Genomic DNA, 23,153 nt, shown 5'->3' on the forward strand with positions numbered 1-23,153 from the left:
GCTGTCGCGCGGCGTCCATCTTTTGCGCTGACTGGTGCGCGACCTGATCAGGCCCAACGGGCGTGTCCCAGTCGATCGTCAGCCCCGCGCCTTCATCGACCGGAACCGCCCGGCAATGGGCGATCCCCGCCGTTGGCAACCTCTCGGATCACCCCAACCGATGCATGGCGCAGAGCTTGTTGCCGTCGAGGTCGCGCAAGTAGGCGAGGTAAAGCTTGCCCGTCGAACCTTCGCGGATGCCGGGCGGATTTTCGCAGGTGGTGCCGCCGGCTTCCAGGCCCGCTGCATGCCACGCGTCAGCCTGTTCGGGCGAGCTGCAGGCAAAGCCGATGGTGCCGCCATTGGCAGGGGTCGCGGGCTGGCCGTTGATCGGCTTTGACACCGAGAAGATGCCGGTCGGCGTGATGTAGAAGATGCGGTGGCCGTCGACCCTGGCCGGGCGCACGCCCAGCGTCCCCAGCAGCTTGTCGTAGAAGGCCTTGGCCTTGTCGAGGTCGTTGGTGCCGATCATCACGTGCGAAAACATTCGCGCTTATCCTCCCTGGAGCTTCCGAACAGCTGTCGGATAGGTGGCCAAGGTAGCGGCCGTTGGTGCAAGAGGTAAGGGTTTTGTTCGGATGAGCCGATCGACGGAATGGGATGCTGCGGACCGGCTTCCTCGTGGTGGAATTTGGTACGGCGCCGACTACCGCCAGCGCCGGTGCAGCCAAAGCCACTGCTCCGGATATTCGCGGATCCAGCCCTCGACGACGTCGGTGACCGCCTGCGTCGTGCCCTGGATGTCGATCTGACCGTCGGCCGTCCGCACCGGCTTCACTTCCTCCGACACTTCGGCGCGGAAGCGATTGCCGGGAAGGCGGATGATGCGGACGCCGTGCACGGGGCATTCGACCTGGCGTAACAGGCGAGCCAGCATCGGATTTGCGCGGGTCTTGCGGCCGAAGAAGGTGACCTCGACGCCACCGGTCAGATACTGATCGACCAGCATGGCAACGTGCTGGCCGTTCTTGAGCGCCTGTGCCAGCCGCAGCGGCGCGTCGCGGCCGGCCGGGACCAGTGCGCCCATCTTGACCTGCCGAATCTCCTGGATGATGCGGTCGGCGGCGGCGATGTTGGGTCGGCGATAAAGGATCGCCGTATCGAGCTTATGGGCGACCGCCGCCAGCGCCGGCATCTCCCAATTGGCGAGATGGCTGGCAAAGATCAGGGCTGGCTTGCCGTCGAGGCGGAGCTGATGAAACAGCTCATGGGTGCGCGGCGACAGCTCGATCCGGCTGCGCTCGGGATGCGCCTCGTCGTAATCCCAGATCTTGTCGAGATGGGCGAACTCGGCGCCGACGCGGCCGAGATTGTCCCACACGCCGGCGAGGATCTTCTCGATCTCCGCGGGCGATTTCTCCGGGAAGGCCGCGGTGAGATTGTCGCGACCGATGCGCTGCTCGCGCAGGCGTGGCCCGATCATCTGCGCGAGGCGCGCGAAGCGGTCGGCCGTCTTCTGCGGGTCGAAATAGCGCGTGGTCCTGAGCATGCCGACCGTCAGCGCGCCGACGGCGGAAGCCCCGGCCGACTTCACGGCTCGGCGGATCACGAGCTTGGTCCGGAGTGGCAGGAGACTCATCGATGGCAGCGGCGGATCAGGCCGGTTCGCGCGTCAGGATCAGCGAGGCGTTCTGGCCGCCGAAGCCGAACGAATTCGACATCACGGTGGTGACCCGCGCGTCGCGGGCCTTGTTGCCGACCACGTCGAACAGGATCGCGGGATCCGGAATGTCGTAGTTGATGGTCGGCGGAATCCGCTGATGCTCGAGCGTCTGCAGCGAGAAGATCGCCTCGACCGCGCCGGCTGCCGAGATCGTATGCCCGACCATCGACTTGTTCGACGACACCGGGATCTTGCCGGTGTGCTCGCCGAACACGGCGGAGACGCCGACATATTCCATCTTGTCGTTCTCGGGCGTCGCGGTGCCGTGGGCGTTGATGTGGTCGATCTGCTCCGGCGCCATGCCGGCGTCGGCCAGCGCCTTGCGGATGCAGCCGATGATCGGCTTGCCGTCCGGCGAGGAGCGGGTGCGATGGAAGGAGTCGGTCAGCTCGCCGCAGCCGGCGACGACGCCGAGGATCTTGGCGCCGCGCGCGACCGCCGCATCATAGCTCTCCAGCACCAGCGCACCGGCGCCCTCGGCCATCACGAAGCCATCGCGGTTCTTCGAGAACGGCTTCGAGGCGCCTTGCGGTGGGTCGTTCTGCGTCGACAGCGCCGACAGCAGCGAGAAGCGCACGAGCCCTTCCGGATTGACCGAGCCTTCGGTGGCGGCGCATAGCGCGACGTCGGTCTCACCGCGCCGGATCGCCTCGACGCCGAGCTGGATCGCGGTCGCGCCGGAGGCGCAGGCGGTCGACAGCGAGATCGGCGAGCCCTTGGTGCCGAATGTGTCCGACAGCGAATCCGCCACCGAGCCGAACAGGAAGCGGTGGTGATAGTTGACGAACTTGCCGCCGCCGCAGACCTTCAGCAGGTCGTCATAGGTGAACTGGGTGCCGCCGACCTCGTGCGCGAGCTCGAGCCGCTGCGGCCATTCGATCTCGACCGGGGCGACGGCGAGAAACAGCGGCCCCGGGAAGTCGCCCTTGGAGCCGATCCCGGCCTGCGCGATGGCTTCCTCAACGGCCATGTGGGCCAGCCGCTCGGACAGACCCGTCGACGTGAACGGAGCCACGGGAACGAAGTCGACCGTGCCGGCCATCGTCGTCTTCAGGCCGTCGATCGGGAAGCGCGTGATGGTGCGGATGCCGGACTCGCCCGCAACGAGCTTGTTCCAATTGTCCGACTTGCCGGCCCCGAGCGAGGTGACGATCCCCATCCCGGTCACGACCACGATGGGACGTCCAAACTTGTCGCGTACACTCATGATGTCCCCCGTCGTGAATCGGTCTGCCGAGCCGTGTTCACTTGACTGCTTCGACCAAGGCCATGCCTTCGCCGCGGTAATGGCCGGCGCCGACCACTACGATCTGGGTCGGAGCCTCCTTCATGTCCGCCTCGACGCCCGAGGAGTCGCCCGGTGCGAACAGGGCACCGCGCGAGATCGACAGCGCCGCCAGCGCGAGATCGAGCGCGAAATGCGCCTCCATCGTGTGGCCGAAGCGGGTGCCGCTCGAGCGCACGGCGTAGGATTTGTGATGGTCGAGGAACGCGCGTTCCTCCGACGTCACGGGCTCGGCACCGGTCGCGCCGGTGATGATCGCGCCCGGCGCGTCATGCACGTCCAGCGCCGACCAAAGACGGTCGAGCGTCCCGGTGACGGCACCTGCCTCCTTGCGGCGGGCGCGGTCGGCGACGACCTTGCTGAGCCGCGCCAGCGGCTTGGCGCCGCGGGCCTCGGCATGCGGCTTGGATTCCAGCACCAGGAACGCGCCGGCCGATCCGAGCGCGAAGCCCGGATGGTCCTTGCGGGCCCAGACCGGCTTGAACTCGTTCTTCAGATTGTAGTCGCCGAACTCGTACAGCACGAGCAGATCCTTGCGCTCGCCATTATGCGAGCCGCCGACCAGCGCGATGTCGCTCTGACCGCCGGCGATGCGGGCCAAAGCGATCTTGAAGGCGTCGACGCCCGCAACCTCCTCGCCCATGAAGGTGCGCGAGGTGCCGCAGACGCCGTGCGAGATCGCGATGTTGCCGGCGAGCAGGTTGGACAACTGCGCCAGGAACAGGGTCGGGCGCAGGTCGTTCATCAGCCGGTCGTTCAGGAAGCCGGGCGTGCAATTGCCCTGGGCTTCCGCGTTGAGGATCGCGATGTCGACGGAGATGTCGCGCTCGCCGCCGCCCGCGGCCACGATCATGTCCATCCGGGACAGGATGTCCTTGTTGCCCTTGAGGCCGGCGGAATCCAGCGCCAGCCCGGCGGCATAGGTGCCGATGCGCTGCCACGCCTCCATCTGGCGCTGCTCCTTCTTGGGGATCTGCGCTTCCAGGTTCACCTTGGCCCAGGGATGCACGATGTAGGGCGCGAAACCCTGCTCGTCGATATTGATCTGGCCGGAGTTGAGGGCGTCCCAGTTCGCATCGAGTCCCTCGCCAAGCGAGGTCGCAAGACCGATACCGGTGATCCAGACTTCGACGGGATTGGAGGTCACGGCTGTCGTCTCACTCATCGCTGCAGGACCTGTTGCGGAAAGCCGACGCGCTCGGCGACGGCGTCCATGTGTCCGCGCAGCTCCGGATTGGGGAAGGGGACGTGGCTGAAAGTGATCGTCGCGTTCGAGCGCAGCTTGCCGCCGACCTTCACGCGCGCTTCGGTCACGGCGTAGCCGGAGCCCTCGTGCAGCACGTTGGCCTCGACGGTCAGCACCTCGCCCGGCGACACGAAGCCGCGCATCTTGGCTTCCTTCACGGCGGCGAGGAACGGCATCCGCTCGAACTTCATCAGCGCGAGCAGCAGCCAGCCGGACGTCTGGGCCATGGACTCGATCAAGAGAACACCGGGCATGATCGGATAGCCCGGAAAGTGTCCTTCGAAGATCGTGCTCTCGGTGGGAACCTTGGCTTCGACAGTGATGGCCTTCTCGTCCAGTCGGAGGTCAAGAATGCGGTCGATGAGCAGGAAATATTCGATTTGCATGGCGGGCGCTCAGGCGCCCTTGGCGGCGACCAGCTCGTCGATGCGGGCGCACAGGTTCTTCAGCACGAAATACTGCTCGGTGCTGGCTTTGCCGTCGTTGACTTCCTGCGTCCACTTCTCGAGCGGCAGCTTGATCCCGAAGGCCTTGTCGATCGCAAACGCGATGTCGAGGAAATCGAGGCTGTCGATGCCCAGATCGTCGATGGCGTGGCTATCCGGCGTGATCGTGTCGCGCGGGATGTCGCAGGTTTCAGCGATGATCGTGGCGACCTGATCGAATGTTGAGGACATCACTAAGCCTTTGATATTTTGGAGCTAATCCGGTAGGTGGCGACGGGAGGACACCGCGCCCCCGGGGCCGTCTGATGCGAGCCCTTCTACCCCCGCCGCCCGGGAGTCGTGTGCCCGTATATCGGAGCGACGCGGTGAGTTCAATGGAGCCGGACACGGCGGTTGTGGCGGGATTGTGATGCTCCGCCGCTGGCGGCCGAGCGGCGTCCAGCAGGGATCAGGGCGTGTAGGTCTCAGTGATGATGCGGGCGCAGTCGCGCCGTCCGGTCAGCAGGCAGTCCTGGGTCTTGCGCAGGTCGGCAATGCTCATCGCCAGCCAGATGCCGATCGCGGTCAACGCGACCGTGAAGGCGATCGCCGCGATGTTGGCCAGGATGCGGTGCCGGAAATCGTCGGGCTCTTCGCGCGGCTGCTCATATCGGGAGAGATCGAGTGTCGGCCGCTCGCGCCGATGCAGCTGAATCGGCGGGCTGCCGCCCTCGGTCACGCGCCGCACCGGACTGCTGCGCGGCCGGAACGGCACCACGCGATGCTCTTCCTCCGCTGCAATGGGGCGCTGGGACTTCATGCCTCGACTCCGATGGTCCTTTTTAGCACGCGGGCCCAACCTCTCACAAAGAAACTTTGCCACAATTGAGCTGCATCAGCAAAACATCTCCCTCCTCGGATGCATCCAATCGGCGCCCGCTCCGCGGGTGATTGGAACCTGCCGCGACCGGTCCGAACGGCGTCGCAGCTACGGGCAGATGCACTGGAACGGCTCGGCAGGCGTGGCATAATGCTGATCATCCCCCGGGAGCCCAGGCCATGGCCAATACCCGCGAGCCGCTGCTTCATCCCGTGCCGATCCTGTCGCTGCGCCCGACGCAGATGACCGTCGGCATGCGCGAAGTGAAGGAGAAGCGCGAGCGCTGGCGCGAGCACAAGTCGAAGAAGAAGCAGGCCGAGCTGCTCGGCAAGCACATGATCCCGGTGGTGCTCGGTCCCGACCAGCGGCACTACGTCGTCGACCACCATCACCTCGCCCGCGCGCTCCATGACGAGGGCGTCAAGGACGTGCTGGTCACGGTGATCGGCGATCTGTCGATGGTCGATCGCGAGGCGTTCTGGGGCGTGATGGACAACAAGCGTTGGGCCTATCCTTACGACGCCAAGGGCGAGCGGCGGCATTTCAAGGACCTGCCGAAGACCGTCGCGGATATGAAGGACGATCCGTTCCGCAGCCTGGCCGGCGAGTTGCGCCGCGCCGGCGGCTTTGCCAAGGACACGACGCCGTTCAGCGAGTTCCTATGGGCCGACTTCCTGCGCCGCAAGGTCAAGCGCAAGACGGTCGAGACCCATTTCGCCGCCGCCATGGAGCACGCGCTGGCGGCCGCAAAGAGCCACGACGCCGTCTATCTGCCCGGCTGGTGCGGACCCGCGTCGGACGACTGACTGGCTCACTTCGCCTTGGGCAGCCGCCCCATCAGATAGAACTCGTCGTTGGGCCGCATGCCCGTGACATTTGCCATCCGGTTCGACAACGCGAAGAACGCCGCGATTGCGGCGATGTCCCAGATGTCGTCGTCGCTGAAACCGTGGCCGGCCAGCGCCTTGAAATCGGCGTCCCCGACCGTCTGCGCCTCCAGCGCCACCTTCATCGCGAAATCGAGCATCGCCCGCTGCCGCGGCGTGATGTCCGCTTTCCGGTAGTTGATCGCGATCTGGTCGGCGAGCAGGGGATTCTTGGCGCGGATGCGCAGGATCGCGCCGTGCGCGATCACGCAATACTGGCACTGGTTGGCGCTCGACGTCGCGACAACGATCATCTCGCGCTCGGCTTTGGTCAGCCCGCCGTCCTTCTCCATCAGCGCGTCGTGATACGCAAAGAACGCGCGGAACTCGTCCGGCCGGTGCGCGAGCGTCAGGAACACGTTGGGCACGAAGCCGCTCTTCTCCTGCACGCCGAGCAGCCGGGTGCGGATGTCGTCCGGCAGGGCTTCTATTGCGGGAACGGGAAAGCGGCTGATGGCGGGCTGGGTCATGGCAACGGGTCCGGCATGTGTGGCAGGGGGCGAACCTTAGTGGATCGCGGCGCAGGCGCAACGGTCCAGCTCAGCCCATCACCTCGCCCCGTGGCGGAATGCCCGCAACGCCTTCTCGAAGGCGTCGTCGATCGAGATTTGAGAGGGGCCGCCGCCGTATTTAGCGCAGCGGCTTCTTCAGCAGCGAGAAGCGGTCCGGATCGAGGCCCATCGAGGGCTGCAGCATCGGCGCGTCCAGCGAGGCCGACAGGTTGCCGCGATCTCCGAGGCTGCCGGCGCCGCTGTCGCCGCTCGCAGCGTCGCGGCTCGAGGTCGCTCCGCGCCAGCGCTCCAGCACGGCACTGACGAAATGCATGTCGTGTCCGGCATTGACCGAGCGGACAGTCGCGATCGTCGCCTCGCTGCGCGGCAATTGATGCAGCGGCACCTCCTTGAAGCGCAGCCGGGTTGGTAGCGCGACGCCTTCGCCGAAGGCCAGCACCTCGCGGGTGCCGAGCGAGGGAACGAAGGAGAGCAGGTTGGCGGCGGCGTCGGAGACCGCCGAGCGCAGCAGCGACTGGTCGCGCTCGTTGGCGAGTCGCATCGTGAACAGCGTGTTGCACTGGGAGATGATGGTGGCGTCGAGCTCGGCCGGCCGCTGGGTGATCAGGCCGAGATAGACGCCGTATTTGCGGCCTTCCTTGGCGATGCGCGAGATCGCCTTGCGGGTCGGGCCGAAGCCGATCGAGCGGTCTGCGGAGGCGTAGCGGTGGGCTTCCTCGCAGACGAACAGCAGCGGCGAGACGCCGTCGCTCCACAGGCCGAAATCGAACGCCATGCGGCACACGACCGAGACGACGGAATCGACGACCTCGGCCGGGAAGCCGGCGAGCTGCATCACCGTCATCGGCCGGCCGTTGGCCGGCAGGCGGAACAGGTGGCTGATGACCTCGGCCATGGTGTCGCCGCCGACATTGGCGTTGTCGAACATGAAGGCGTAGCGCGGGTCGTTGCGCACGGTCTCGATGCGCGAGATCAGCTTGTGATAGATGATGCGCGAGGAGCGGTTCTCCAGCTTGCCCATGCGCTCGTCGATCAGGTTGATGAGGTCGACGAGGCGGTAGGGCACCGGCGTATCGACGGTGTAGCCGACCATCTTGGGATCGACGCGCTTCAGCCCGATGCGGTCCGTGTTCTGGTACTGGGTGTAGATGCCCTTCGCCAGCGGGATCACCTCGGCGAGGATGTCGAGCTCCTCCGGCACGCCGGGCCGGCCGCCGAACAGGACGTCGACGATCTCCTCGAAATTGAACAGCCAGAACGGCAGCTTCAGATTGCGGGGGTTCAGCACCAGCGCGCGCTCGCCGAAGCAGCGGCCATATTCGTTGTGGACGTCGAGCAGGAAGATGCGCAGGTTCGGCCGCGCCTTGAGGATCTCGTTGAGCAGCAGCGACACGCCGGTCGATTTGCCGACGCCGGTCGAACCGAGGACGGCGAAGTGCTTCGACAGCATTTCCTCGACGTTGACACAGGCGCGCACGGAGGTGTCCTGCTGCAGCGCGCCGATGTCGATGTGGTCGCCGGCGGTCGGCGTGTAGATCGTGCGCAGCTCCTCGCTCGTGATCATGTCGACGGCGTCGCCGATGGTCGGGTAGTGGGTGACGCCGCGCTGGAACTTGGGCCGTTCGGCCGGTCCGAGGATCTCGCCCAGCAGGTCCACCGACGCCGTCGCGACGTATTCGCTGGCATGCGACAGGTCTTCGCTGGTCACCTCGGTGATGATCGCAATGATCGTGGCGCTCGGGCAGCGGATGCTGATGAAACGGCCGACTGTGGCGCGGATATCGGAAACGGTCATCTGCTGGGTCGACAGAATGCCGACGCGGGCCTGGGAGCCCCGCACCGAGATCACGCGTCCGAAGGATGTCACGGTCATGAAACCTGTGGTGAATTGTTGAGCTGACACCTTCTCTGCTGGGACTGGAAAATTTGTTAAGCGGGCAATGTTTGTGAACGTGCTGCCGCCCAGCCCGGCGGTCGGAGGGGCGCGCGGAGCGTTGCGAATGCACCTTCTCAATGGCGCCTAACACCTTGCGGCATAAGGCTTTCTGCATCCTTCCCTAAAGCGTCGCGCGAGCCGCTCGGATTAACGTCCGGTTCACCATCTCCAAGGCTCTTCCTGGAGGCTCTTCCTGTAAGGCTCTTCAGCTCTGGGCGCGCGGTGCCGAAAGATTGCCGAAAGCCAAGTGGATGGTCCCACGCCGATCCGAACCCGTCCAGCCGCTCAGCGATTTGATCGCAGCAATCTGGAACCCGGGCGTGCCTGCTATATTTTGCCCGTCAAGCGCGAGGGAGCGGATGCCGCCGATCTCGTCGAACGAAATCGGTCGCGCCCATGCCGTTGCGGACCTGATCCTCGCGTGAAGCAGGAGGATGATGTCATGGCTGAACCTACCAAGCTGCCCGTCAACACCGAGAAGGCAGGTGCGCCATCCATGCAGGGATGGCGGCCGTTCGAGAACCTGCGCCGCGAGATCGATCGCGTGTTCGAGGACTTCCATGGCGGGATCTGGCGCACGCCGTCGCTGTTCGACCAACTGCCGGATCTGGCCCGCGCACGGTCCTTTGCCGTGGCGCCGGCGGTCGACGTCGCCGAGCACGACAATGCCTATGAGGTCACGGCTGAGCTGCCGGGCCTCGACGAGAAGAACGTCGAGGTGAAAGTTGCGAGCGGCGTGCTCTCGATCAAGGGCGAGAAGCAGGAGGAAAAGGAGGAGAAGAAGAAGGACTATTACGTCCGTGAGCGCAGCTTCGGATCCTTCGAACGTTCCTTCCAGATCCCTGACGGCGTCGACACCGACAAGATCGAGGCCGTGTTCAAGCAGGGCGTGCTCAAGGTCACCCTGCCGAAGAATCCCGAGGTGCAGAAGGCCGCCAAGACCATCGACATCAAGGCGGCGTGACCGCATCTCGTGGCTTTCTGTCCCATGATCGTGGGACAGGCGATGGATTGGACGCCGAGGAGGGGCCGCGCGCGCGGCCCTTTTTTTCGCGGAGCTGCAGGGGTAGTCTGCCTCCCAAGCAAACGGTCTGCGATGCCGGACCGGGGAACGACCGGAAGGGAGACGAGAGGATGGGCAAGCTCGCACTGGCGGCCAAGATCACGCATGTGCCGTCGATGTATCTCAGCGAGCTGGATGGTCCGGCCAAGGGCAAGCGACAGTCGGCGATCGACGGTCATATCGAGATCGGCCGGCGCTGCCGCGAGGCTGGCGTCGACACCATCGTCGTGTTCGACACCCATTGGCTGGTCAATGCCGGCTACCACATCAATTGCGCGCCGCATTTCGAGGGGCTCTACACCTCCAACGAGCTGCCGCACTTTATCGCCAACATGACGTATGAATACGACGGCAACCCGGAGCTCGGCCACATCCTGGCCGAGGGCGCCAACGCCCATGGCGTTGCCACCATGGCCCACGATGCGACGTCGCTGGCGCTGGAATACGGCACCTTGGTGCCGATGCGCTACATGAACCCCGACCGCCACTTCAAGGTCGTATCCGTCTCGGCGCTGTGCACCTCGCATTATCTCGCCGACAGCGCCAAGCTCGGCTGGGCGTTCCGCCGCGCGGTCGAGGATCATTACGACGGCACGGTGGCCTTCTTCGCCTCGGGCTCGCTGAGCCATCGCTTTGCCCAGAACGGCACCGCCGACGAGTATCGCGACCGGATGTTCAGCCCGTTCCTGGAGCGGCTCGACCACGAGGTGATCCAGATGTGGGAGCACGGCGAGTGGCCGGATTTCTGCGACATGCTGCCGGAATATGCCAGCAAGGGCCATGGCGAGGGCTTCATGCACGATACAGCCATGCTGCTCGGCGCGCTCGGCTGGAACCACTACGACCGCGGCGTCGAGGTCGTGACCCCGTTCTTCCCGTCGTCGGGGACGGGCCAGATCAACGCGGTGTTCCCGGTGACCCCGATGCCGCATGTGCTCGATGATGTCGGCCGCCCGCGCGCTGCGGCGCTTGCAGGAGGACGGCTGTAGCAGGGAGCCGTCACCACACGCGTGCACGCGTCAATATGTCGATGATGTCCTCGGGGTAGACGGTGTCGGCCGCTTCCGCGAGTTCGGCCTGCCGCCACCAGTGCTGTCCTGCAATCGCGGCGCGCTCGAGTTCGGTCCAGTGCATCGACGACAGGTCGGCGCGCGCAACTCTGATGAGGAAATAGCGCTCGTCCGAACTGACCTCCTCGCCATCGACCATCGTGAAGGTGACCAAGCGCTGCGCGATCTGCGGCCCAGGGTCGTCGATGCAAATGCCTGTCTCCTCGAACATCTCGCGGCAGGCTGCGGCCTCGTAGCTCTCGCCTGGATGGACGCCGCCGCCCGGCGTGGCCCAGAACTGCGTCCCAGTCAGCGCGCCGGCAAGGTGGACGAACTTGAACAGCAGAAGCCTGTCGTGGGGATCGAGCACCAGCAGGCGGGCGGAGGGGCGTTCACGCATCTGACGACTTTTTTCGGGTCAGCTTCGTGCAAGCATAACACCTTCTCGAATGAAGCAGGCAGTCTTGCGTGAGGGCCGCACCCATGGCCCGGCTCCATCGAGGCAGCCGATGCGCATGGCGGGCCCGGCGCAGTCGCCTATCGCGCGGCGTTGAACTGCGGCGCTCGCGGCACGACCAATCCGAGAGGAATCCGAGGCCGGTTGACCGCATGACGCTGACGAAAATTCTGTTGCTGACGGCGCTGCTCGCGGCGCCGAGCTTGGCCGCTGCGCAGGCGCCTCATCGCGAAGCCTGCAACGTCGAGGTCGACATCGCCGACCGCGATCCGAACGGCGCCAATGTCCGCGCGGAGCCGGGCGGCAGCATCATCAAGGGGCTGAAGAATCCGACCAGCGACGGCTGGATCGTCGTGCATCTCACCGCGCAGCAGGGCGACTGGTTCGAGATCGACCGGGCCGTGCTGAACGACGTCGATCAGGGCAAGGAGAGCGTGATCTTTCAGGGCAGGGGCTTCGTGCATCGGAGCGTGGTGGGCGTCGGCGGCCTGCAGAACGGTGCGGTGATCTATCGCGACCATGCCACCTCGAGCCCGAAGCTCGATCCGCATGCGAACGGCGACCAGGCTGTCGAACTGCTCGGCTGCTTCGGCGACTTCGCCAAGATCCGCATGAAGAAAGGCATCGGCTGGACCCGGCAGCTCTGCACCAGCATGGTGACGACCTGCTCGTGAGCGGCCGCGTCCGCCGCCGACGAAAGCGGATCAAACCCCTCAGGCCGCGTGCTGCCGGTGCTGCGACAGCCGCTCGCGCTCGCGCCGGCACTTGGCCGCGAATTGGCGCAGCCGCTCGATCGTCAGCGTGTCCGTGATGCTCCGCTCGAGCCGCTCGGCCCGCTCAATCTGGTCGTCGAGGTCCGTCAGCTTGGTCATGTCACGTCTCCCTGGCCAGACAATTTGAAGCAAATTGCATCGTTCCGGCTGGATGAGGATCGTGGTGAATGACGGGTTAATTCCGTGATCGGGCGCACGCTGGCAGGATCGTGCCGGCGAGCCGACGATGATCGGCGGGACTGCGTCGTCGATGCACCGCAAGCGTCGGCATGGGTCGAACGGCGCACGGGCGCGACGCTGTGCCGGCCGGACCAGATCTGATTCAAGCGCTAGCCGGTCGTCGCTCGTGCGCAATAGTCACGCCAGAACGTCCGGTATCCCTGTTCCACATGCTGCGTGTAGAGCGCGCCGTTTCCGGCGGCTGAATTCAACACCCTGGCGGGCAGCTCGGCACGGAGCGCGGCAAGCTCGCCGGGCCGCGAGCAGAATTTCAGCGCTGCCGCGAGATAGCCTTCGTCGTCATCGGCGACCCACGCGTCGAGGCCGACCGCCTTGACGATCGCTCCGCCGGCGCGTGCCGAGGGGGTGCTGCCGAGCTTGGTGACGACAGGCACGCCCATCTGCAGTGACTCCCACGTCGATATGCCGCCATTTTGCGGGAACGGATCGAGTGCGATGTCGATATCGGCGAACATCGCAAGATGCTCCTCGCGCGATGTCTTTCCGACGCAACGGAGGCGTTCCGCGGCGATGCCGTGGGCGACGAAGCGGGCGATCAATCGGTCGCGCAGCAGGGGATCGCTCATCGCATGGTTCTTGACGACGATCATAGAGCCCGGCGTCGCAGCCATCAGCTTCGACCATAGAGCCAGAGTGGGCTCCGAAAACTTGTCGGCGCGATTGAATGAGCCGAAGGTGACGTGACCGTTGCGAAGCATGGGCAGCGGCGACGGTGGAATTGGAGGCGGCGGTTCGATCGTGATCAGCGACGGTAGGTCGTAGATCCTTTCGGCAAACAGATGCCGGACCGCGGCCGGGATCGTCACCGCATCGGCCAGCAGATAGTCCATCACTGGCAGCCCCGTGCCGGTGACGCTGCCGACGGCGGAGACCTGGATCGGGGCGGGCTTGCGCGCAAACAAGGTGAGCCGATGGCCGGCGGAATGCCCTGAGAGGTCGACGAGGATGTCGACCTTGTCGGCCCGGATCTGCTCGGCGAGCCTCTCGTCGGTCAACTGCCAGGCGTCGACCCAGCGATCGACCAGCGAACGGCACAACTCCGTCTTGGCGTCCTTTGCCGGCGAACAGGAATAGGCGATGATTTCGAATTTGGCGCGATCGTGATGGCGCAGGATCGGCAGGAAGCCGAGAGCCGCCGAATGCTCGCGGAAATCGGAGGAGACGTAGCCCACGACAAGCTGCCGATCGGGGTCGAGATCTCGCCCACCGAGTTGGACACGGGGTAATCGCGAGCCGATCGCTTCCCACCAATATCTCCGTTCTGCCTGGAGACGTTCGACTCCGATCTCGGGCAGGAAATCCAGCGCGAAGATCTTCTTGGTGATCGCGTCCTCGTAGTTCGGGTTGATCGCGAGCGCGCGGTCGTAATCCGCAATTGCCGTGGCGATGTCGCCTTGCATCGCAGAGCAGACCCCGAGCAGGGTCCAGGCGCTCTCCTGCTTCGGGTTCTGCGCCAGGATCTTGTCGACGAACGAGATCGCCAGGGCGATGTTGCCGCGCACGAGCGAAACCGTGGCCTTGCCGCGCAGGGCGTCTTCGAGCAACGGTTCGAGGACCAGTGCCGCGTCAAAATCGGCTTCTGCCTCGTCGAACTTGCCCTGCTCCTGATAGGCCCGCCCGCGCTGGGCGAGGGCAGGGGCCGCATTCGGATTGATGGCCAGCGCCGCAGTCAGCGCCGCCAGTGCAGCATCGAAATTCCGCAGGTTCATGCTGACCAGGCCCTTGCCGAACAGGGCCGTCAGCAACCGCGGCTGCAGCGTGAGCGCGCGATCGAAGCTCTGGCCGGCGTCCTCGTACCGGCCCGTGAGCAGCAGCGCCATTCCGCGATTGGCGTGGGCGTCGCCATAGCCGGGCTTCAGCGCGATGGCGCGGTCATGCGCAGCAATCGCCTCCTCGAAACGCGAGAGGCTCATCAGCGTAGTGCCGAGATTGGTGAGCGCGGCCGGGAAGTTCGGCTGGAGTTCGACGGCGCGTTCGTAACGAGCGCGGGCCTCCTGATAGCGGCCGAGCCGGAACAGCGACAGACCGAGATCGGACTGGGCTTCGGCCGAGCGCGGGTCGATCTCGACCGCGCGTGTCAGGACGAGCACCGCCTGGTCGAAACGGCCGCAATCCCGCTCGGACACGCCGAGCAGATGCAGGGCGCCGAAATGATGCGGCAGGTCCTGCAGGATCTGCTGGCACAGTGCCTGAGCTTCCGGATGTCGGCCTTCGCGGTAGGCCTTGACCGCCGCTGGCAACAGCACGTCCGCCTGTTTCTTGGCGCGCTTCTGCAGCCTTGCGTTTTGAAAGGCGCGGGAGCCAACGCTGCTCTGCAAGTGTTTCCTCCGGGGAGCGCTTCATCGCTCGCAATGGTTGTTTTGTTTTCGCCGATTCGCAATCGGGAGGACTGTGTTCCCGGCAATTCGGCGCCGGGTCAGGCGGTGTCGACCATCCGCCATCGCAAGCATCGCGCTGGAGGATCTGGAAGAACAGGGCACCGCTGCGATCGACAGAGCTCTCCGAGGACGAAGTGCGCGGAGACGCCGAGGTGCAGTGACGGGACGAAGCGTGCGCGACGACGGGGGGACGTTTCGTTCGCGAGTCGAAACCGGCTGACTTCAAAAATAGTGGGTCAGCGCCGAAATGGCTGGGGAACCTGGATTCGAACCAAGACAAACAGAGTCAGAGTCTGTTGTGCTACCGTTACACCATTCCCCACCGAAGGTGTTGATATTCCAACACTATTTTCGGAAGTTTTGCAATCGGGGCCGAGAGTTTTGCAAATCGGCCACTTTGCTGGCGGTGATATAGCCAAGTCGGAGTTCGCGGTCTAGTCCTTTGCGCGCTTTGCGATCAGGCGCTGCACAGCCGAACTCAGCTCCGAATTATCCTCCTTCAGCAGGGAAATTCTCTCAACTAGGGCGGCGAGGACGAGGCGGATGTCGCGTGCGTTCTTCAAGCACTCGGCATCGGATTCGTTATGCAGTCCGCCACTGAGTGCGCCATGAAGGGCAGTCAGCGGATTGTGTCCTTCGATGAGAAGTCCCTGCGGCAATGCTGCCTTGATGGATTCGATCGATCTGAGGAATTGTGTCTCTTTTTTTGCGTCCTCAAGCTCTGCCACCAGGTCCTCGGCAACATTGAGCTTTTTGCAGACTCTTATGATCTGCTCAAAAATATCGTTCTTGTGGTTCTCCACAACACGCCTGTAGTAGGCGAATGCGCCGATTCCCAAGCCCTGGCTCTCGCAACGGCGACCTTTCTTGAAGTTCTCAGCATCCTCGCCGTCGAATAGCTTCAGTACTTTATTTGGCACGGGTATCCCGAAATTTGGGTACTCGCCAAACTTGTAAACTTGAGCCCCACCGTCATCACTTGCTTCAGACGGAGCAAGATACACGCTGAAAATCTTCACCTGTTGCTGGCAGTCACTGCAGCGGTACGTCAGGTACAGTTGATCGGGCCCACTCTGCTTCTTCATCTCAAGGTCTTTACCGCGGAACCAGTGCTCGCCGTCGCATGTCTCGCAGTGTAGCCTGATATCGGGACATAGAGCGAAGCGGGCAGGCCAGCCACCTTTGCCCACCTTCGTCGTCCAAGCGCCGATGCATGGTCTCATTACCGTCGGGTGTACGGCCTGCAAAAACGAGCTGAACTCCATTGCTTTGGGCTGTTCGCTTCCCGTTTCGGTGGTGTTTTGGTCAGACATCGTGTTCTACGAGTTGTTGGCCGAAAGGCTCAACATACCACAGGTTGCGTGCGCGGTTATACCGGCCCATCGCTAAATTTCAGCGCGCACCACTCGCAATCGCTTCTGCCCGTCTGCCGCGACCTTCATCTGGTCCTTAAACCGCATGTAGTGCTCGACGTTCTGGCGCGACATGCCGATGTCGTTGGCAATCTGGTCGACCTCGTAACCCTGCTCAGCGCGGGCCAGGATGCCGGTGCCGCGCAGGCCATGGATCGTTGGGTGGTCGGCATCCTCAGGGTCGATGTCCCACTCGTATTTTTTGACCTGGCCGGCGACCCATTCCTTCCACCGGCGGCAGAGCTGTTTGCCTTCCGACGTGCCTTCCAACCAACGGCCCCATCGCGCCCGCAGGCCGTCCGGGGTGTATTGCGCGCCCTTCGGCGAATAGAGGTACAGGTCTTCGCGGAAGCGCTCGATCGGCCTGAGCCAACGCGTGTTTGTGAACGTCATAGGCGTTTCGGCCCAGCGGTCGATCTCGATCGCGTCGACCGTAGCAAGCGGAATGTGGAACGCGCGGCGGCGCTTCCGGGTCTTCTTTGGCCGGCACCAGAGCCCGTTGCGGTCGCGATGCTCCGGCCCCATGCGGATCAGGTCGCTGCCGCGCTGGCATGTCATGATGCCGAGCCGCGTCATCCGGACCAAGTCCGGCCACGCGTTCGCCCGGACGTCATCGACGATCCAATCGGGCCATGGCACATGGCCACGGTCGGGAATGTCGAAGTCCCTGACCTTCTCGAACGGGTTTGCCTCCGCAAGGCCAAGCGGGATCGCCCAATCGAAGATGGTGCGTCCGACGGACAGCATCTGGTTCGCCATCACCGGCGTGGCCTTCATTGCGTCGCGGGCTGTCTGCACGACAAACGGCGTCAGATCTCGCACACGCGCCGCGCCTTGCTCTTCCATGCGGCGCATGGTCACTTCGTAGTTCGAGCGGGTGCCGTCAGCCAGGCGCTTGAACTCGTCGCTGGCGCGATAGCGCGAAATGAGATCGCCGATCGATCCCGCGGGAAATGCTGTCCGAATGGAGGCCTGGCGCCGCTCGACCTCGGTCCAGAATGCTCGCGGCTCGGTGTCGGCGTTCGGCAGCTTGATGCGCTCGCCTTCGCGATCGGTACCGCGTCCGGGATTCCAGTAGTAGTAGGTGTAGGCCTTGCCGTTCTTCTTGCGAACGGTGACCTTTTCGACACCCTCAGGCAGCGCCACTGCGCTTTCCCTTCTTCTGGCCAAAGCTCGCTGCCCACTTCATGGCGTCGGCGAGGGCGTGGCCAACGCGGAGATGGCGCGGCAGTAGACGACAAGAAGCGGCGGATTATTCCGCCGCTTCCTTGACCGGACCTGCCGCTGCGGTCTCGGGCTCGTGGTCGATATGCGTGCGGCCCCAGCGCGCGAAGGCGTTGTTGACCTTGTCGAGATAGAGATAGACCACCGGCGTCGTGAACAGCGTCAGCATCTGGCTGACGATGAGGCCGCCGACCATCGCATAGCCGAGCGGCTGGCGGATCTCCGAGCCGGTGCCGTTGCCGAGCATCAGGGGCACGCCGCCGAGCAGGGCGGCCATCGTCGTCATCATGATCGGACGGAAGCGCAGCAGGGCGGCCTGGCGGATCGACTGCTCCGGCGGCAGATGCTGGTCACGTTCGGCGGCGATGGCGAAGTCGACCATCATGATGCCGTTCTTCTTCACGATGCCGATCAGCAGGATGACGCCGATCAGCGCAATCAGGCTGAAATCGTAGCCGAACGCCATCAGGATCGCGAGCGCGCCGACGCCGGCCGAGGGCAGCGTCGAGAGAATCGTGATCGGGTGGATGTAGCTCTCGTAGAGGATGCCGAGGATCAGATAGACCACGACGAGGGCGGCGAGGATCAAGAGCGGCACGGTCGACAGCGACTGCTGGAACGCCTGCGCAGTGCCCTGAAAGCTCGAGTTCAAGGTTGCCGGCGCGCCGAGCTCGACCATCGCGCGCTGCACCGCATCGGTGGCCTGGCCGAGCGCGACGCCCTGGGCGAGGTTGAAGCTGATCGTGATCGACGGGAACTGGCCCTGGTGGCTGATCGACAGCGGCCGCACCGGCACGTTGGTCCAACTGGCGAAGGTCGAGAGCGGCACCTGGTCGCCGGTGGTCGGCGATTTCACGTAGAGCTTGTTGAGCGTGTCGATGTTGCCCTGCAGCTCAGGCAGGATCTCCAGGATCACGCGGTAGGAGTTGAGCTGGGTGAAGTACTGCGCGACTTGGCGCTGGCCGAACGCGTCATACAGCGTGTCATCGATCAGCTGCGGCGAGATGCCGTACCGCGAGGCGGTGTCGCGGTTGATCGTGAGCTGCACGGTGGTGCCGTCGGCCTGCTGGTCGGTGGCGACGTCGCGCAGCTGCGGCAGCGAACGCATCTTCTCAAGGATCTTCGGCGCCCATTCGTTCAGCTCTGCGACGTTGGGATCCTGCAAGGTGAACTCGAACTGGGTGCGGGACGGGCGGCCGCCGAGCCGGATGTCCTGCGCTGCCTGCATGTAGAGCCGCGCACCCTCGACCTTCTCGAGCTGCGGCCGCAGGCGGGTGATGATCTGCTGCGCCGTCGCGTTGCGCTCCTCGCGCGGCTTCAGCGTGATGAACATGTTGCCGTTGTTGCCGGCGCGGCCGGAGCCGCCGATTGCCATGGCCACGCTGGCGACGTCGTGATCGGCCATTACGATGTTGGCGAGCGCCTCCTGGCGCGACTGCATCGCCTTGAACGAGATGTCCTGGGAGGCCTCCGAGGTCGCGGTGATCAGGCCGACGTCCTGCTGCGGGAAGAATCCCTTCGGGATCAGGATGAACAGATAGACCGACAATCCGAGCGTGGCGAAGAACACCATCAAGGTGGCAAAGCGCCAGCGCAGCGCCAGATCGAGCCCCTTCTCATAGGCGCGCAGCATCGCGTCGAACGCGGCCTCGCTCCATTGATAGAACTTGCCGTGCTGCGCGGTGTGCTCGTTGCGCAGGAAGCGCGAGGCCATCATCGGCGTCAGCGTCAGCGACACGATCATCGAGACGAAGATGGTCATCGCCAGGGTGACCGCGAATTCGCGGAACAGCCGGCCGATGATGCCGCCCATCAGCAGCAGCGGGATCAGCACCGCGACCAGCGATATCGAGATCGACACGATGGTGAAGCCGATCTCCTTGGCGCCCTTGTAGGCGGCGGCCATCGGCGATTCGCCTTCCTCGACATAGCGAGAGATGTTCTCGAGCATGACGATGGCGTCGTCGACCACGAAGCCCACCGCGATCGTCAGTGCCATCAGCGACAGATTGTCGAGCGTGTAGCCAACCCCCCACATCATCGCGCAGGCGCCGAGCAACGCCAGCGGCACTGTGATGGTCGGGATCACCGTCGCCCAGAAGCTGCGCAGGAAGATGAAGATGACCATCACCACCAGGAAGATGGTCAGGATCAGCGTGAACTGAACGTCCTCAACGGCGGCGCGGATGGTGGTGGTGCGGTCGGAGATGAGATCGATCTTGATCGCCGGTGGGATCGCCGCGACCAGCCGCGGCAACAGCCCCTTGATGCGGTCAACGGTCTCGATGACGTTGGCGCCGGGCTGCTTGAAGATCACCAGGAACACGCCGCGCTTGCCATTGGCCCAAGCCGCCTGCTTGGCGTCCTCGGCTCCGGTCACAGCCTTGCCGATGTCGCGGATGCGCAGCGGGCCGCCATTGCGGTAGGCGATGATGACGTCGTTCCAGTCCTTCGACTCGGTGAGCTGGTCGTTGGCGTAGATCGTATAGGCCCGCCGCTCGCCGTCGATGTTGCCCTTGGGCGCGTCGACCGTGGTGATCGCGATCTGGCTGCGCACATCCTCCATCGACAGCCCTTTGGCGACGAGCTTGGCCGGGTCGATCTGGATGCGGATGGATGGTTTCTGCTGGCCGCCGATGATCACCTGGGCGACGCCCGAGATCTGGCTGATCTGCTGAGCGAGACCGGCGTCGACCGCGTCGCTGACGGTGGTCAGCGGCAGCGTCTCGGAGGTCGCCGACAGCAGCAGGATCGGCGAGTCCGCCGGGTTGACCTTGCGGTAGGTCGGCGGCGACGGCAGATTCTTCGGCAGCTGGCCGGAGGCGGCATTGATTGCGCCTTGGACGTCGTTGGCGGCGCCGTCGATGCTGCGATTGAGGTCGAACTGGATCGTAACCGATGCGGTGCCCAGGTAGCTGGTCGAGGTCATCTGGGCGATGCCCGGGATCTGGGCGAACTGCCGTTCCAGCGGCTGGGCGACCGAGGTTGCCATCGTCTCGGGGCTGCCGCCCGGCAGGTTGGCCGTCACCTGGATCGTCGGGAAGTCGACCTGCGGCAGCGGCGCGACCGGCAGCAGGGGGTAGGCGACGAGGCCGATGAACAGGATGCCCGCCATCAGCAGCGAGGTACCGATGGGGTATTTGATGAAGGGTGCCGAGATGCCGCCGCCGTTCATTCCTGCCGGACCTTAGCTGGCGCCGGCTCCGAGCTGGCCACCGCGGTGGTCACGACCGAGCCTGGCTGCACTTTGAATTGACCGCCCGTAATCACCTGCTGGCCGGGGGTCAGCCCCTCTTCGACCACGGTACGGCCATCGATCGAAACGCCGACCTTCACCTTGCGCAGCTCGGCCTTGTTGTCCGGGCTCACCGTGTAGGAATAGAGCCCGTTGGTCGAATGCTGGACGGCGTCGTCGGGAACCACCGTGGCGTCCTTCAGCGTCCGCACCAGGAGCCGCGTCGACACCGACTGTCCGGGCCACAGCACGTGGTCCTTGTTGTCGAACACCGCCTTCAGCCGGATCGTTCCACTCGACGTGTCGACCTGGTTGTTCACGACCATCAGCTTGCCTTCGGCGAGCTGTTTCTTGCCGTCGGTGGTGAGCGCAATCACCTTCAGGGCAGCAACCTTCTGCGCCTCGTTGATATAGGGCAACTGCTCCTCCGGCGCGGTGAAGATCACCGCAATCGGCTCGATCTGCGCGATCGAAACGATGCCGGTCTGGGTCGAGGCATTGACGATGTTGCCGATGTCGACCTGGCGCAGGCCGGCGACGCCGGAGATCGGCGCCTTGACCTGCGTGTAGCTGAGCTGGGTCTGGGCATTGGCGATCGCGGCGTCGTCGGCTGCGATCTGAGCGGTGAGCTGCGCGACGGTGGCGCGCTGCGTGTCCTGCTGCTGCCGGGTCGCGAACTCGCCGAGCTTGGTGGTGCGCTGCAGGTCGAGATTGGCGTTGTTGAGATTGGCCTCGTCCTGCGCCCGCTTGGCCTTGGCTTGGTCGAGCGCCGCCTGGAATGGCCTCGGGTCGATCTCGACCAGCAGGTCGCCCTCGTTCACAAGCTGGCCTTCGGTGAAGGCGATCTTGTCGATCTGGCCGTCGACGCGGGTGCGGACCTGGACGGTGTTGAAGCCTTGCACGGTCCCCAGGCCGGTGAGGAAGACCGGGAAGTCCGTCTTCTGGACCAGCACGGTCGAGACTCGAACGGCCTGCGGCCCGGCCGATTTCTGCGCAGCCGTCTTCTTCGCTGCCTCGGCACCCTGATAGCGCTGCCAGCCGTAATAGCCGGCGCCGCCGAGAGCCGCCAGCAGCAGGATCCAACCTATGGTTCGCGATGTCTTCATGCTGGCCCACATGCTGAGACGAACAGGATAACCGGTCTTTAAAACCATTCCCAGCACGCCAGATATAGTACGCACGCAATTAATGTGTAAACACACGAGCGCGTGGACAAACCTAAACAATCGGCAAGCTTCGAGGGATCGCAAAGGAGTTCACAGCCATGTCGCTGGATATGAGACGTCAGCTCGTTGCGCAGCTTGTCGAAAGCTCGCGCATCCTGCGCAACTATATTGATCATCGTGCCAAACAGCGCGGCACGACCCGCGCACAATGGGTGGTGCTGTTTCGGCTGCGCGCGCATGAGGGGATGTCACAGGTCGATCTCGCAGAAGTGCTGGAACTGCAGCCCATTTCGCTGGTGCGTCTGCTCGACAGGCTGGTCGAGCAGGGGCTGCTGGAGCGCCGGCACGATCCGAGGGATCGCCGCGCGAACCGTCTCCATCTCACCGCCGCGGGACGAAAGCTCGTCGATGATCTCGACGAGCTGCGCGATGCGATTGCCGGCGAGGTTCTGCACGACATTCCGGACGAGGCCGTCGCAACCAGCCTGTCCACGCTCAGGGACCTGAAGGATCGGATCAAGACGCTATCCGATCCGAAAGCCGAGGTCGCGCGCAAATAGCCGAGCCGCAGCGCGGACCGTCTTGATCCCATCTTGAGTTGCGTCGTTATACTAAAACATCTTGAGTGCGAAAAATGGCGCAGAAGCTTGCCCTTGCCGCCGTGCGGCCTGCGCGAGAGCAGGGCGGTCTGCGGCATTCCTCTGCCGCCATCGTCGGCCAGCGCGCCGCGCCGGATCTGTCGCTGACCGCGCGGGTCTCTCGTGCGAAAGCCGCACTCCGACCTATTCTCGCCGTCTTGTCGCGCCCGATGGGAGCTGATTAGAAGCCGATGAGTCCGGCCGCCGTCATGGCGCCGTCGGGCAGGGGCAGGATTCAACCGGAGCGAGGCTGCGTCGCCCGACGATGCGCCGTGCGACGATAGCGAATGGGGAGCTCACGATGGAAGAACTGAATGGAAAGATGCTCGCGTGCCAGATCCTGGTCACCGGCCTGATCGCGCGCGTCGCCAACGAGCAGCGCGATCCCTTGCGCTTCCTGACCGATTTTCGCGATGAGATCAGGGCCGTCGTCAAGGGCGTGCGGATCGCGGGGGTCGATGATTCCGATCGTGTACGCCAGATCGCGGTGCAGACCGTGGACGAGCTGTTCTCGCTGATGAAGCCGCCGAGCAGCGACGAGCCGGCTGGCTCGTCGAACTGACAAGCGCAGCGATTCGACGGCAGCGCGAGTCAATTCGCGCTGTT

General features: G+C 64.5%; 22 protein-coding genes and 1 tRNA gene. 6 read left to right on the plus strand and 17 right to left on the minus strand.

The features are described from left to right. Positions 1-148 precede the first annotated feature (148 nt). The 7 genes from QX135_RS15595 to QX135_RS15625 form a co-directional block, all read right to left on the minus strand. A complete protein-coding gene (locus QX135_RS15595) occupies positions 149-526 on the minus strand; it encodes a VOC family protein (protein WP_315739675.1) in 378 nt (125 codons plus the stop codon). A gap of 159 nt (positions 527-685) precedes the next feature. Further along, positions 686-1,618, minus strand: coding sequence for a lipid A biosynthesis lauroyl acyltransferase (locus tag QX135_RS15600; RefSeq protein ID WP_316180535.1), 933 nt, complete (start codon positions 1,616-1,618; stop codon positions 686-688). Positions 1,619-1,634: 16 nt separating this feature from the next. After that, positions 1,635-2,909 (minus strand): beta-ketoacyl-ACP synthase, encoded by a 1,275-nt coding sequence (locus tag QX135_RS15605; RefSeq protein WP_410052067.1) that lies wholly within the window; start codon positions 2,907-2,909, stop codon positions 1,635-1,637. A gap of 37 nt (positions 2,910-2,946) precedes the next feature. Next, the gene (locus tag QX135_RS15610) at positions 2,947-4,152 is read right to left on the minus strand and encodes a beta-ketoacyl-ACP synthase (RefSeq protein WP_315739677.1); all 1,206 of its coding nucleotides are present in this window, start codon (positions 4,150-4,152) and stop codon (positions 2,947-2,949) included. Then, entirely contained in the window at positions 4,149-4,619 is a 471-nt protein-coding gene (locus tag QX135_RS15615) for a 3-hydroxyacyl-ACP dehydratase FabZ family protein (protein ID WP_315739678.1), read from the minus strand. Before QX135_RS15615 ends, QX135_RS15610 begins: the two co-directional genes overlap by 4 nt. Positions 4,620-4,628: 9 nt before the next feature. Continuing rightward, positions 4,629-4,910, minus strand: coding sequence for an acyl carrier protein (locus QX135_RS15620; RefSeq protein WP_006609130.1), 282 nt, complete (start codon positions 4,908-4,910; stop codon positions 4,629-4,631). A gap of 217 nt (positions 4,911-5,127) precedes the next feature. Beyond that, entirely contained in the window at positions 5,128-5,478 is a 351-nt protein-coding gene (locus QX135_RS15625) for a hypothetical protein (RefSeq protein ID WP_315739679.1), read from the minus strand. Between the two features lie 239 nt (positions 5,479-5,717). Here QX135_RS15625 and QX135_RS15630 point away from each other — a divergent pair, with 239 nt between their 5' ends. Next, positions 5,718-6,344 carry a ParB-like protein gene (locus QX135_RS15630; protein ID WP_315739680.1) on the plus strand — a complete coding sequence of 209 codons (627 nt, stop codon included), beginning with the start codon at positions 5,718-5,720 and terminating at the stop codon, positions 6,342-6,344. A gap of 5 nt (positions 6,345-6,349) precedes the next feature. Here QX135_RS15630 and QX135_RS15635 read toward each other — a convergent pair whose 3' ends face one another. Both QX135_RS15635 and QX135_RS15640 read right to left on the minus strand, forming a co-directional pair. Further along, the gene (locus tag QX135_RS15635; protein ID WP_315739681.1) at positions 6,350-6,934 is read right to left on the minus strand and encodes a peroxidase-related enzyme; all 585 of its coding nucleotides are present in this window, start codon (positions 6,932-6,934) and stop codon (positions 6,350-6,352) included. Between the two features lie 160 nt (positions 6,935-7,094). Beyond that, positions 7,095-8,849: an ATP-binding protein gene (locus QX135_RS15640; RefSeq protein WP_315739682.1), complete on the minus strand. Its 1,755-nt coding sequence runs from the start codon at positions 8,847-8,849 to the stop codon at positions 7,095-7,097. 505 nt (positions 8,850-9,354) lie between these two features. Between QX135_RS15640 and QX135_RS15645 the strand changes: the two genes are divergently transcribed. Together QX135_RS15645 and hpaD are read left to right on the plus strand one after the other, a co-directional pair. Continuing rightward, complete coding sequence (locus tag QX135_RS15645; RefSeq protein WP_316180532.1) at positions 9,355-9,876, plus strand: Hsp20/alpha crystallin family protein; 522 nt, start codon at positions 9,355-9,357, stop codon at positions 9,874-9,876. 170 nt (positions 9,877-10,046) lie between these two features. Beyond that, complete coding sequence (hpaD, locus tag QX135_RS15650; RefSeq protein WP_315776881.1) at positions 10,047-10,964, plus strand: 3,4-dihydroxyphenylacetate 2,3-dioxygenase; 918 nt, start codon at positions 10,047-10,049, stop codon at positions 10,962-10,964. Positions 10,965-10,974: 10 nt separating this feature from the next. Here the strand turns inward: hpaD and QX135_RS15655 are convergent, their stop codons facing one another. Next, a complete protein-coding gene (locus QX135_RS15655; RefSeq protein ID WP_316180530.1) occupies positions 10,975-11,424 on the minus strand; it encodes an NUDIX hydrolase in 450 nt (149 codons plus the stop codon). 209 nt (positions 11,425-11,633) lie between these two features. Here QX135_RS15655 and QX135_RS15660 point away from each other — a divergent pair, with 209 nt between their 5' ends. Then, positions 11,634-12,155: a hypothetical protein gene (locus tag QX135_RS15660; protein WP_316180528.1), complete on the plus strand. Its 522-nt coding sequence runs from the start codon at positions 11,634-11,636 to the stop codon at positions 12,153-12,155. Between the two features lie 39 nt (positions 12,156-12,194). Here QX135_RS15660 and QX135_RS15665 read toward each other — a convergent pair whose 3' ends face one another. The 7 genes from QX135_RS15665 to QX135_RS15695 all read right to left on the minus strand — a co-directional run bounded on the left by QX135_RS15665 (position 12,195) and on the right by QX135_RS15695 (position 21,849). Further along, on the minus strand, positions 12,195-12,353 hold the full coding sequence (locus QX135_RS15665) for a hypothetical protein (protein WP_315781062.1): 159 nt from the start codon (positions 12,351-12,353) through the stop codon (positions 12,195-12,197). A gap of 230 nt (positions 12,354-12,583) precedes the next feature. Continuing rightward, positions 12,584-14,812, minus strand: coding sequence for a tetratricopeptide repeat protein (locus QX135_RS15670; protein WP_316180526.1), 2,229 nt, complete (start codon positions 14,810-14,812; stop codon positions 12,584-12,586). Between the two features lie 308 nt (positions 14,813-15,120). Next, positions 15,121-15,194, minus strand: a tRNA-Gln gene (locus QX135_RS15675). A 112-nt stretch (positions 15,195-15,306) separates the two neighbouring features. Then, positions 15,307-16,185 carry a hypothetical protein gene (locus QX135_RS15680; RefSeq protein WP_316180524.1) on the minus strand — a complete coding sequence of 293 codons (879 nt, stop codon included), beginning with the start codon at positions 16,183-16,185 and terminating at the stop codon, positions 15,307-15,309. A gap of 72 nt (positions 16,186-16,257) precedes the next feature. After that, positions 16,258-17,430 (minus strand): hypothetical protein, encoded by a 1,173-nt coding sequence (locus QX135_RS15685; protein WP_316180522.1) that lies wholly within the window; start codon positions 17,428-17,430, stop codon positions 16,258-16,260. Between the two features lie 106 nt (positions 17,431-17,536). Beyond that, positions 17,537-20,683, minus strand: coding sequence for a multidrug efflux RND transporter permease subunit (locus tag QX135_RS15690; RefSeq protein WP_316180521.1), 3,147 nt, complete (start codon positions 20,681-20,683; stop codon positions 17,537-17,539). Next, complete coding sequence (locus QX135_RS15695; RefSeq protein WP_315739691.1) at positions 20,680-21,849, minus strand: efflux RND transporter periplasmic adaptor subunit; 1,170 nt, start codon at positions 21,847-21,849, stop codon at positions 20,680-20,682. Before QX135_RS15695 ends, QX135_RS15690 begins: the two co-directional genes overlap by 4 nt. 158 nt (positions 21,850-22,007) lie before the next feature. Between QX135_RS15695 and QX135_RS15700 the strand changes: the two genes are divergently transcribed. Both QX135_RS15700 and QX135_RS15705 read left to right on the plus strand, forming a co-directional pair. After that, positions 22,008-22,469 (plus strand): MarR family transcriptional regulator, encoded by a 462-nt coding sequence (locus QX135_RS15700; RefSeq protein ID WP_316180519.1) that lies wholly within the window; start codon positions 22,008-22,010, stop codon positions 22,467-22,469. A gap of 379 nt (positions 22,470-22,848) precedes the next feature. Next, positions 22,849-23,109, plus strand: a complete 261-nt coding sequence (locus tag QX135_RS15705; protein WP_315739693.1) for a hypothetical protein — start codon at positions 22,849-22,851, stop codon at positions 23,107-23,109. Positions 23,110-23,153 lie beyond the last annotated feature (44 nt).

Source organism: Bradyrhizobium sp. SZCCHNR1098 (assembly GCF_032489375.1).
In the GTDB taxonomy this organism is placed as follows: Bacteria; Pseudomonadota; Alphaproteobacteria; order Rhizobiales; family Xanthobacteraceae; genus Bradyrhizobium.

What these genes read in the sequence shown, in the direction of transcription:
- QX135_RS15595 (WP_315739675.1), bottom strand. Translation starts at nt 526, where the DNA reads ATGTTTTCGCACGTGATGATCGGCACCAACGACCTCGACAAGGCCAAG.
- QX135_RS15600 (WP_316180535.1), bottom strand. Translation starts at nt 1,618, where the DNA reads ATGAGTCTCCTGCCACTCCGGACCAAGCTCGTGATCCGCCGAGCCGTG.
- QX135_RS15605 (WP_410052067.1), bottom strand. Translation starts at nt 2,909, where the DNA reads ATGAGTGTACGCGACAAGTTTGGACGTCCCATCGTGGTCGTGACCGGG.
- QX135_RS15610 (WP_315739677.1), bottom strand. Translation starts at nt 4,152, where the DNA reads ATGAGTGAGACGACAGCCGTGACCTCCAATCCCGTCGAAGTCTGGATC.
- QX135_RS15615 (WP_315739678.1), bottom strand. Translation starts at nt 4,619, where the DNA reads ATGCAAATCGAATATTTCCTGCTCATCGACCGCATTCTTGACCTCCGA.
- QX135_RS15620 (WP_006609130.1), bottom strand. Translation starts at nt 4,910, where the DNA reads ATGTCCTCAACATTCGATCAGGTCGCCACGATCATCGCTGAAACCTGC.
- QX135_RS15625 (WP_315739679.1), bottom strand. Translation starts at nt 5,478, where the DNA reads ATGAAGTCCCAGCGCCCCATTGCAGCGGAGGAAGAGCATCGCGTGGTG.
- QX135_RS15630 (WP_315739680.1), top strand. Translation starts at nt 5,718, where the DNA reads ATGGCCAATACCCGCGAGCCGCTGCTTCATCCCGTGCCGATCCTGTCG.
- QX135_RS15635 (WP_315739681.1), bottom strand. Translation starts at nt 6,934, where the DNA reads ATGACCCAGCCCGCCATCAGCCGCTTTCCCGTTCCCGCAATAGAAGCC.
- QX135_RS15640 (WP_315739682.1), bottom strand. Translation starts at nt 8,849, where the DNA reads ATGACCGTGACATCCTTCGGACGCGTGATCTCGGTGCGGGGCTCCCAG.
- QX135_RS15645 (WP_316180532.1), top strand. Translation starts at nt 9,355, where the DNA reads ATGGCTGAACCTACCAAGCTGCCCGTCAACACCGAGAAGGCAGGTGCG.
- hpaD (WP_315776881.1), top strand. Translation starts at nt 10,047, where the DNA reads ATGGGCAAGCTCGCACTGGCGGCCAAGATCACGCATGTGCCGTCGATG.
- QX135_RS15655 (WP_316180530.1), bottom strand. Translation starts at nt 11,424, where the DNA reads ATGCGTGAACGCCCCTCCGCCCGCCTGCTGGTGCTCGATCCCCACGAC.
- QX135_RS15660 (WP_316180528.1), top strand. Translation starts at nt 11,634, where the DNA reads ATGACGCTGACGAAAATTCTGTTGCTGACGGCGCTGCTCGCGGCGCCG.
- QX135_RS15665 (WP_315781062.1), bottom strand. Translation starts at nt 12,353, where the DNA reads ATGACCAAGCTGACGGACCTCGACGACCAGATTGAGCGGGCCGAGCGG.
- QX135_RS15680 (WP_316180524.1), bottom strand. Translation starts at nt 16,185, where the DNA reads ATGTCTGACCAAAACACCACCGAAACGGGAAGCGAACAGCCCAAAGCA.
- QX135_RS15690 (WP_316180521.1), bottom strand. Translation starts at nt 20,683, where the DNA reads ATGAACGGCGGCGGCATCTCGGCACCCTTCATCAAATACCCCATCGGT.
- QX135_RS15695 (WP_315739691.1), bottom strand. Translation starts at nt 21,849, where the DNA reads ATGAAGACATCGCGAACCATAGGTTGGATCCTGCTGCTGGCGGCTCTC.
- QX135_RS15700 (WP_316180519.1), top strand. Translation starts at nt 22,008, where the DNA reads ATGTCGCTGGATATGAGACGTCAGCTCGTTGCGCAGCTTGTCGAAAGC.
- QX135_RS15705 (WP_315739693.1), top strand. Translation starts at nt 22,849, where the DNA reads ATGGAAGAACTGAATGGAAAGATGCTCGCGTGCCAGATCCTGGTCACC.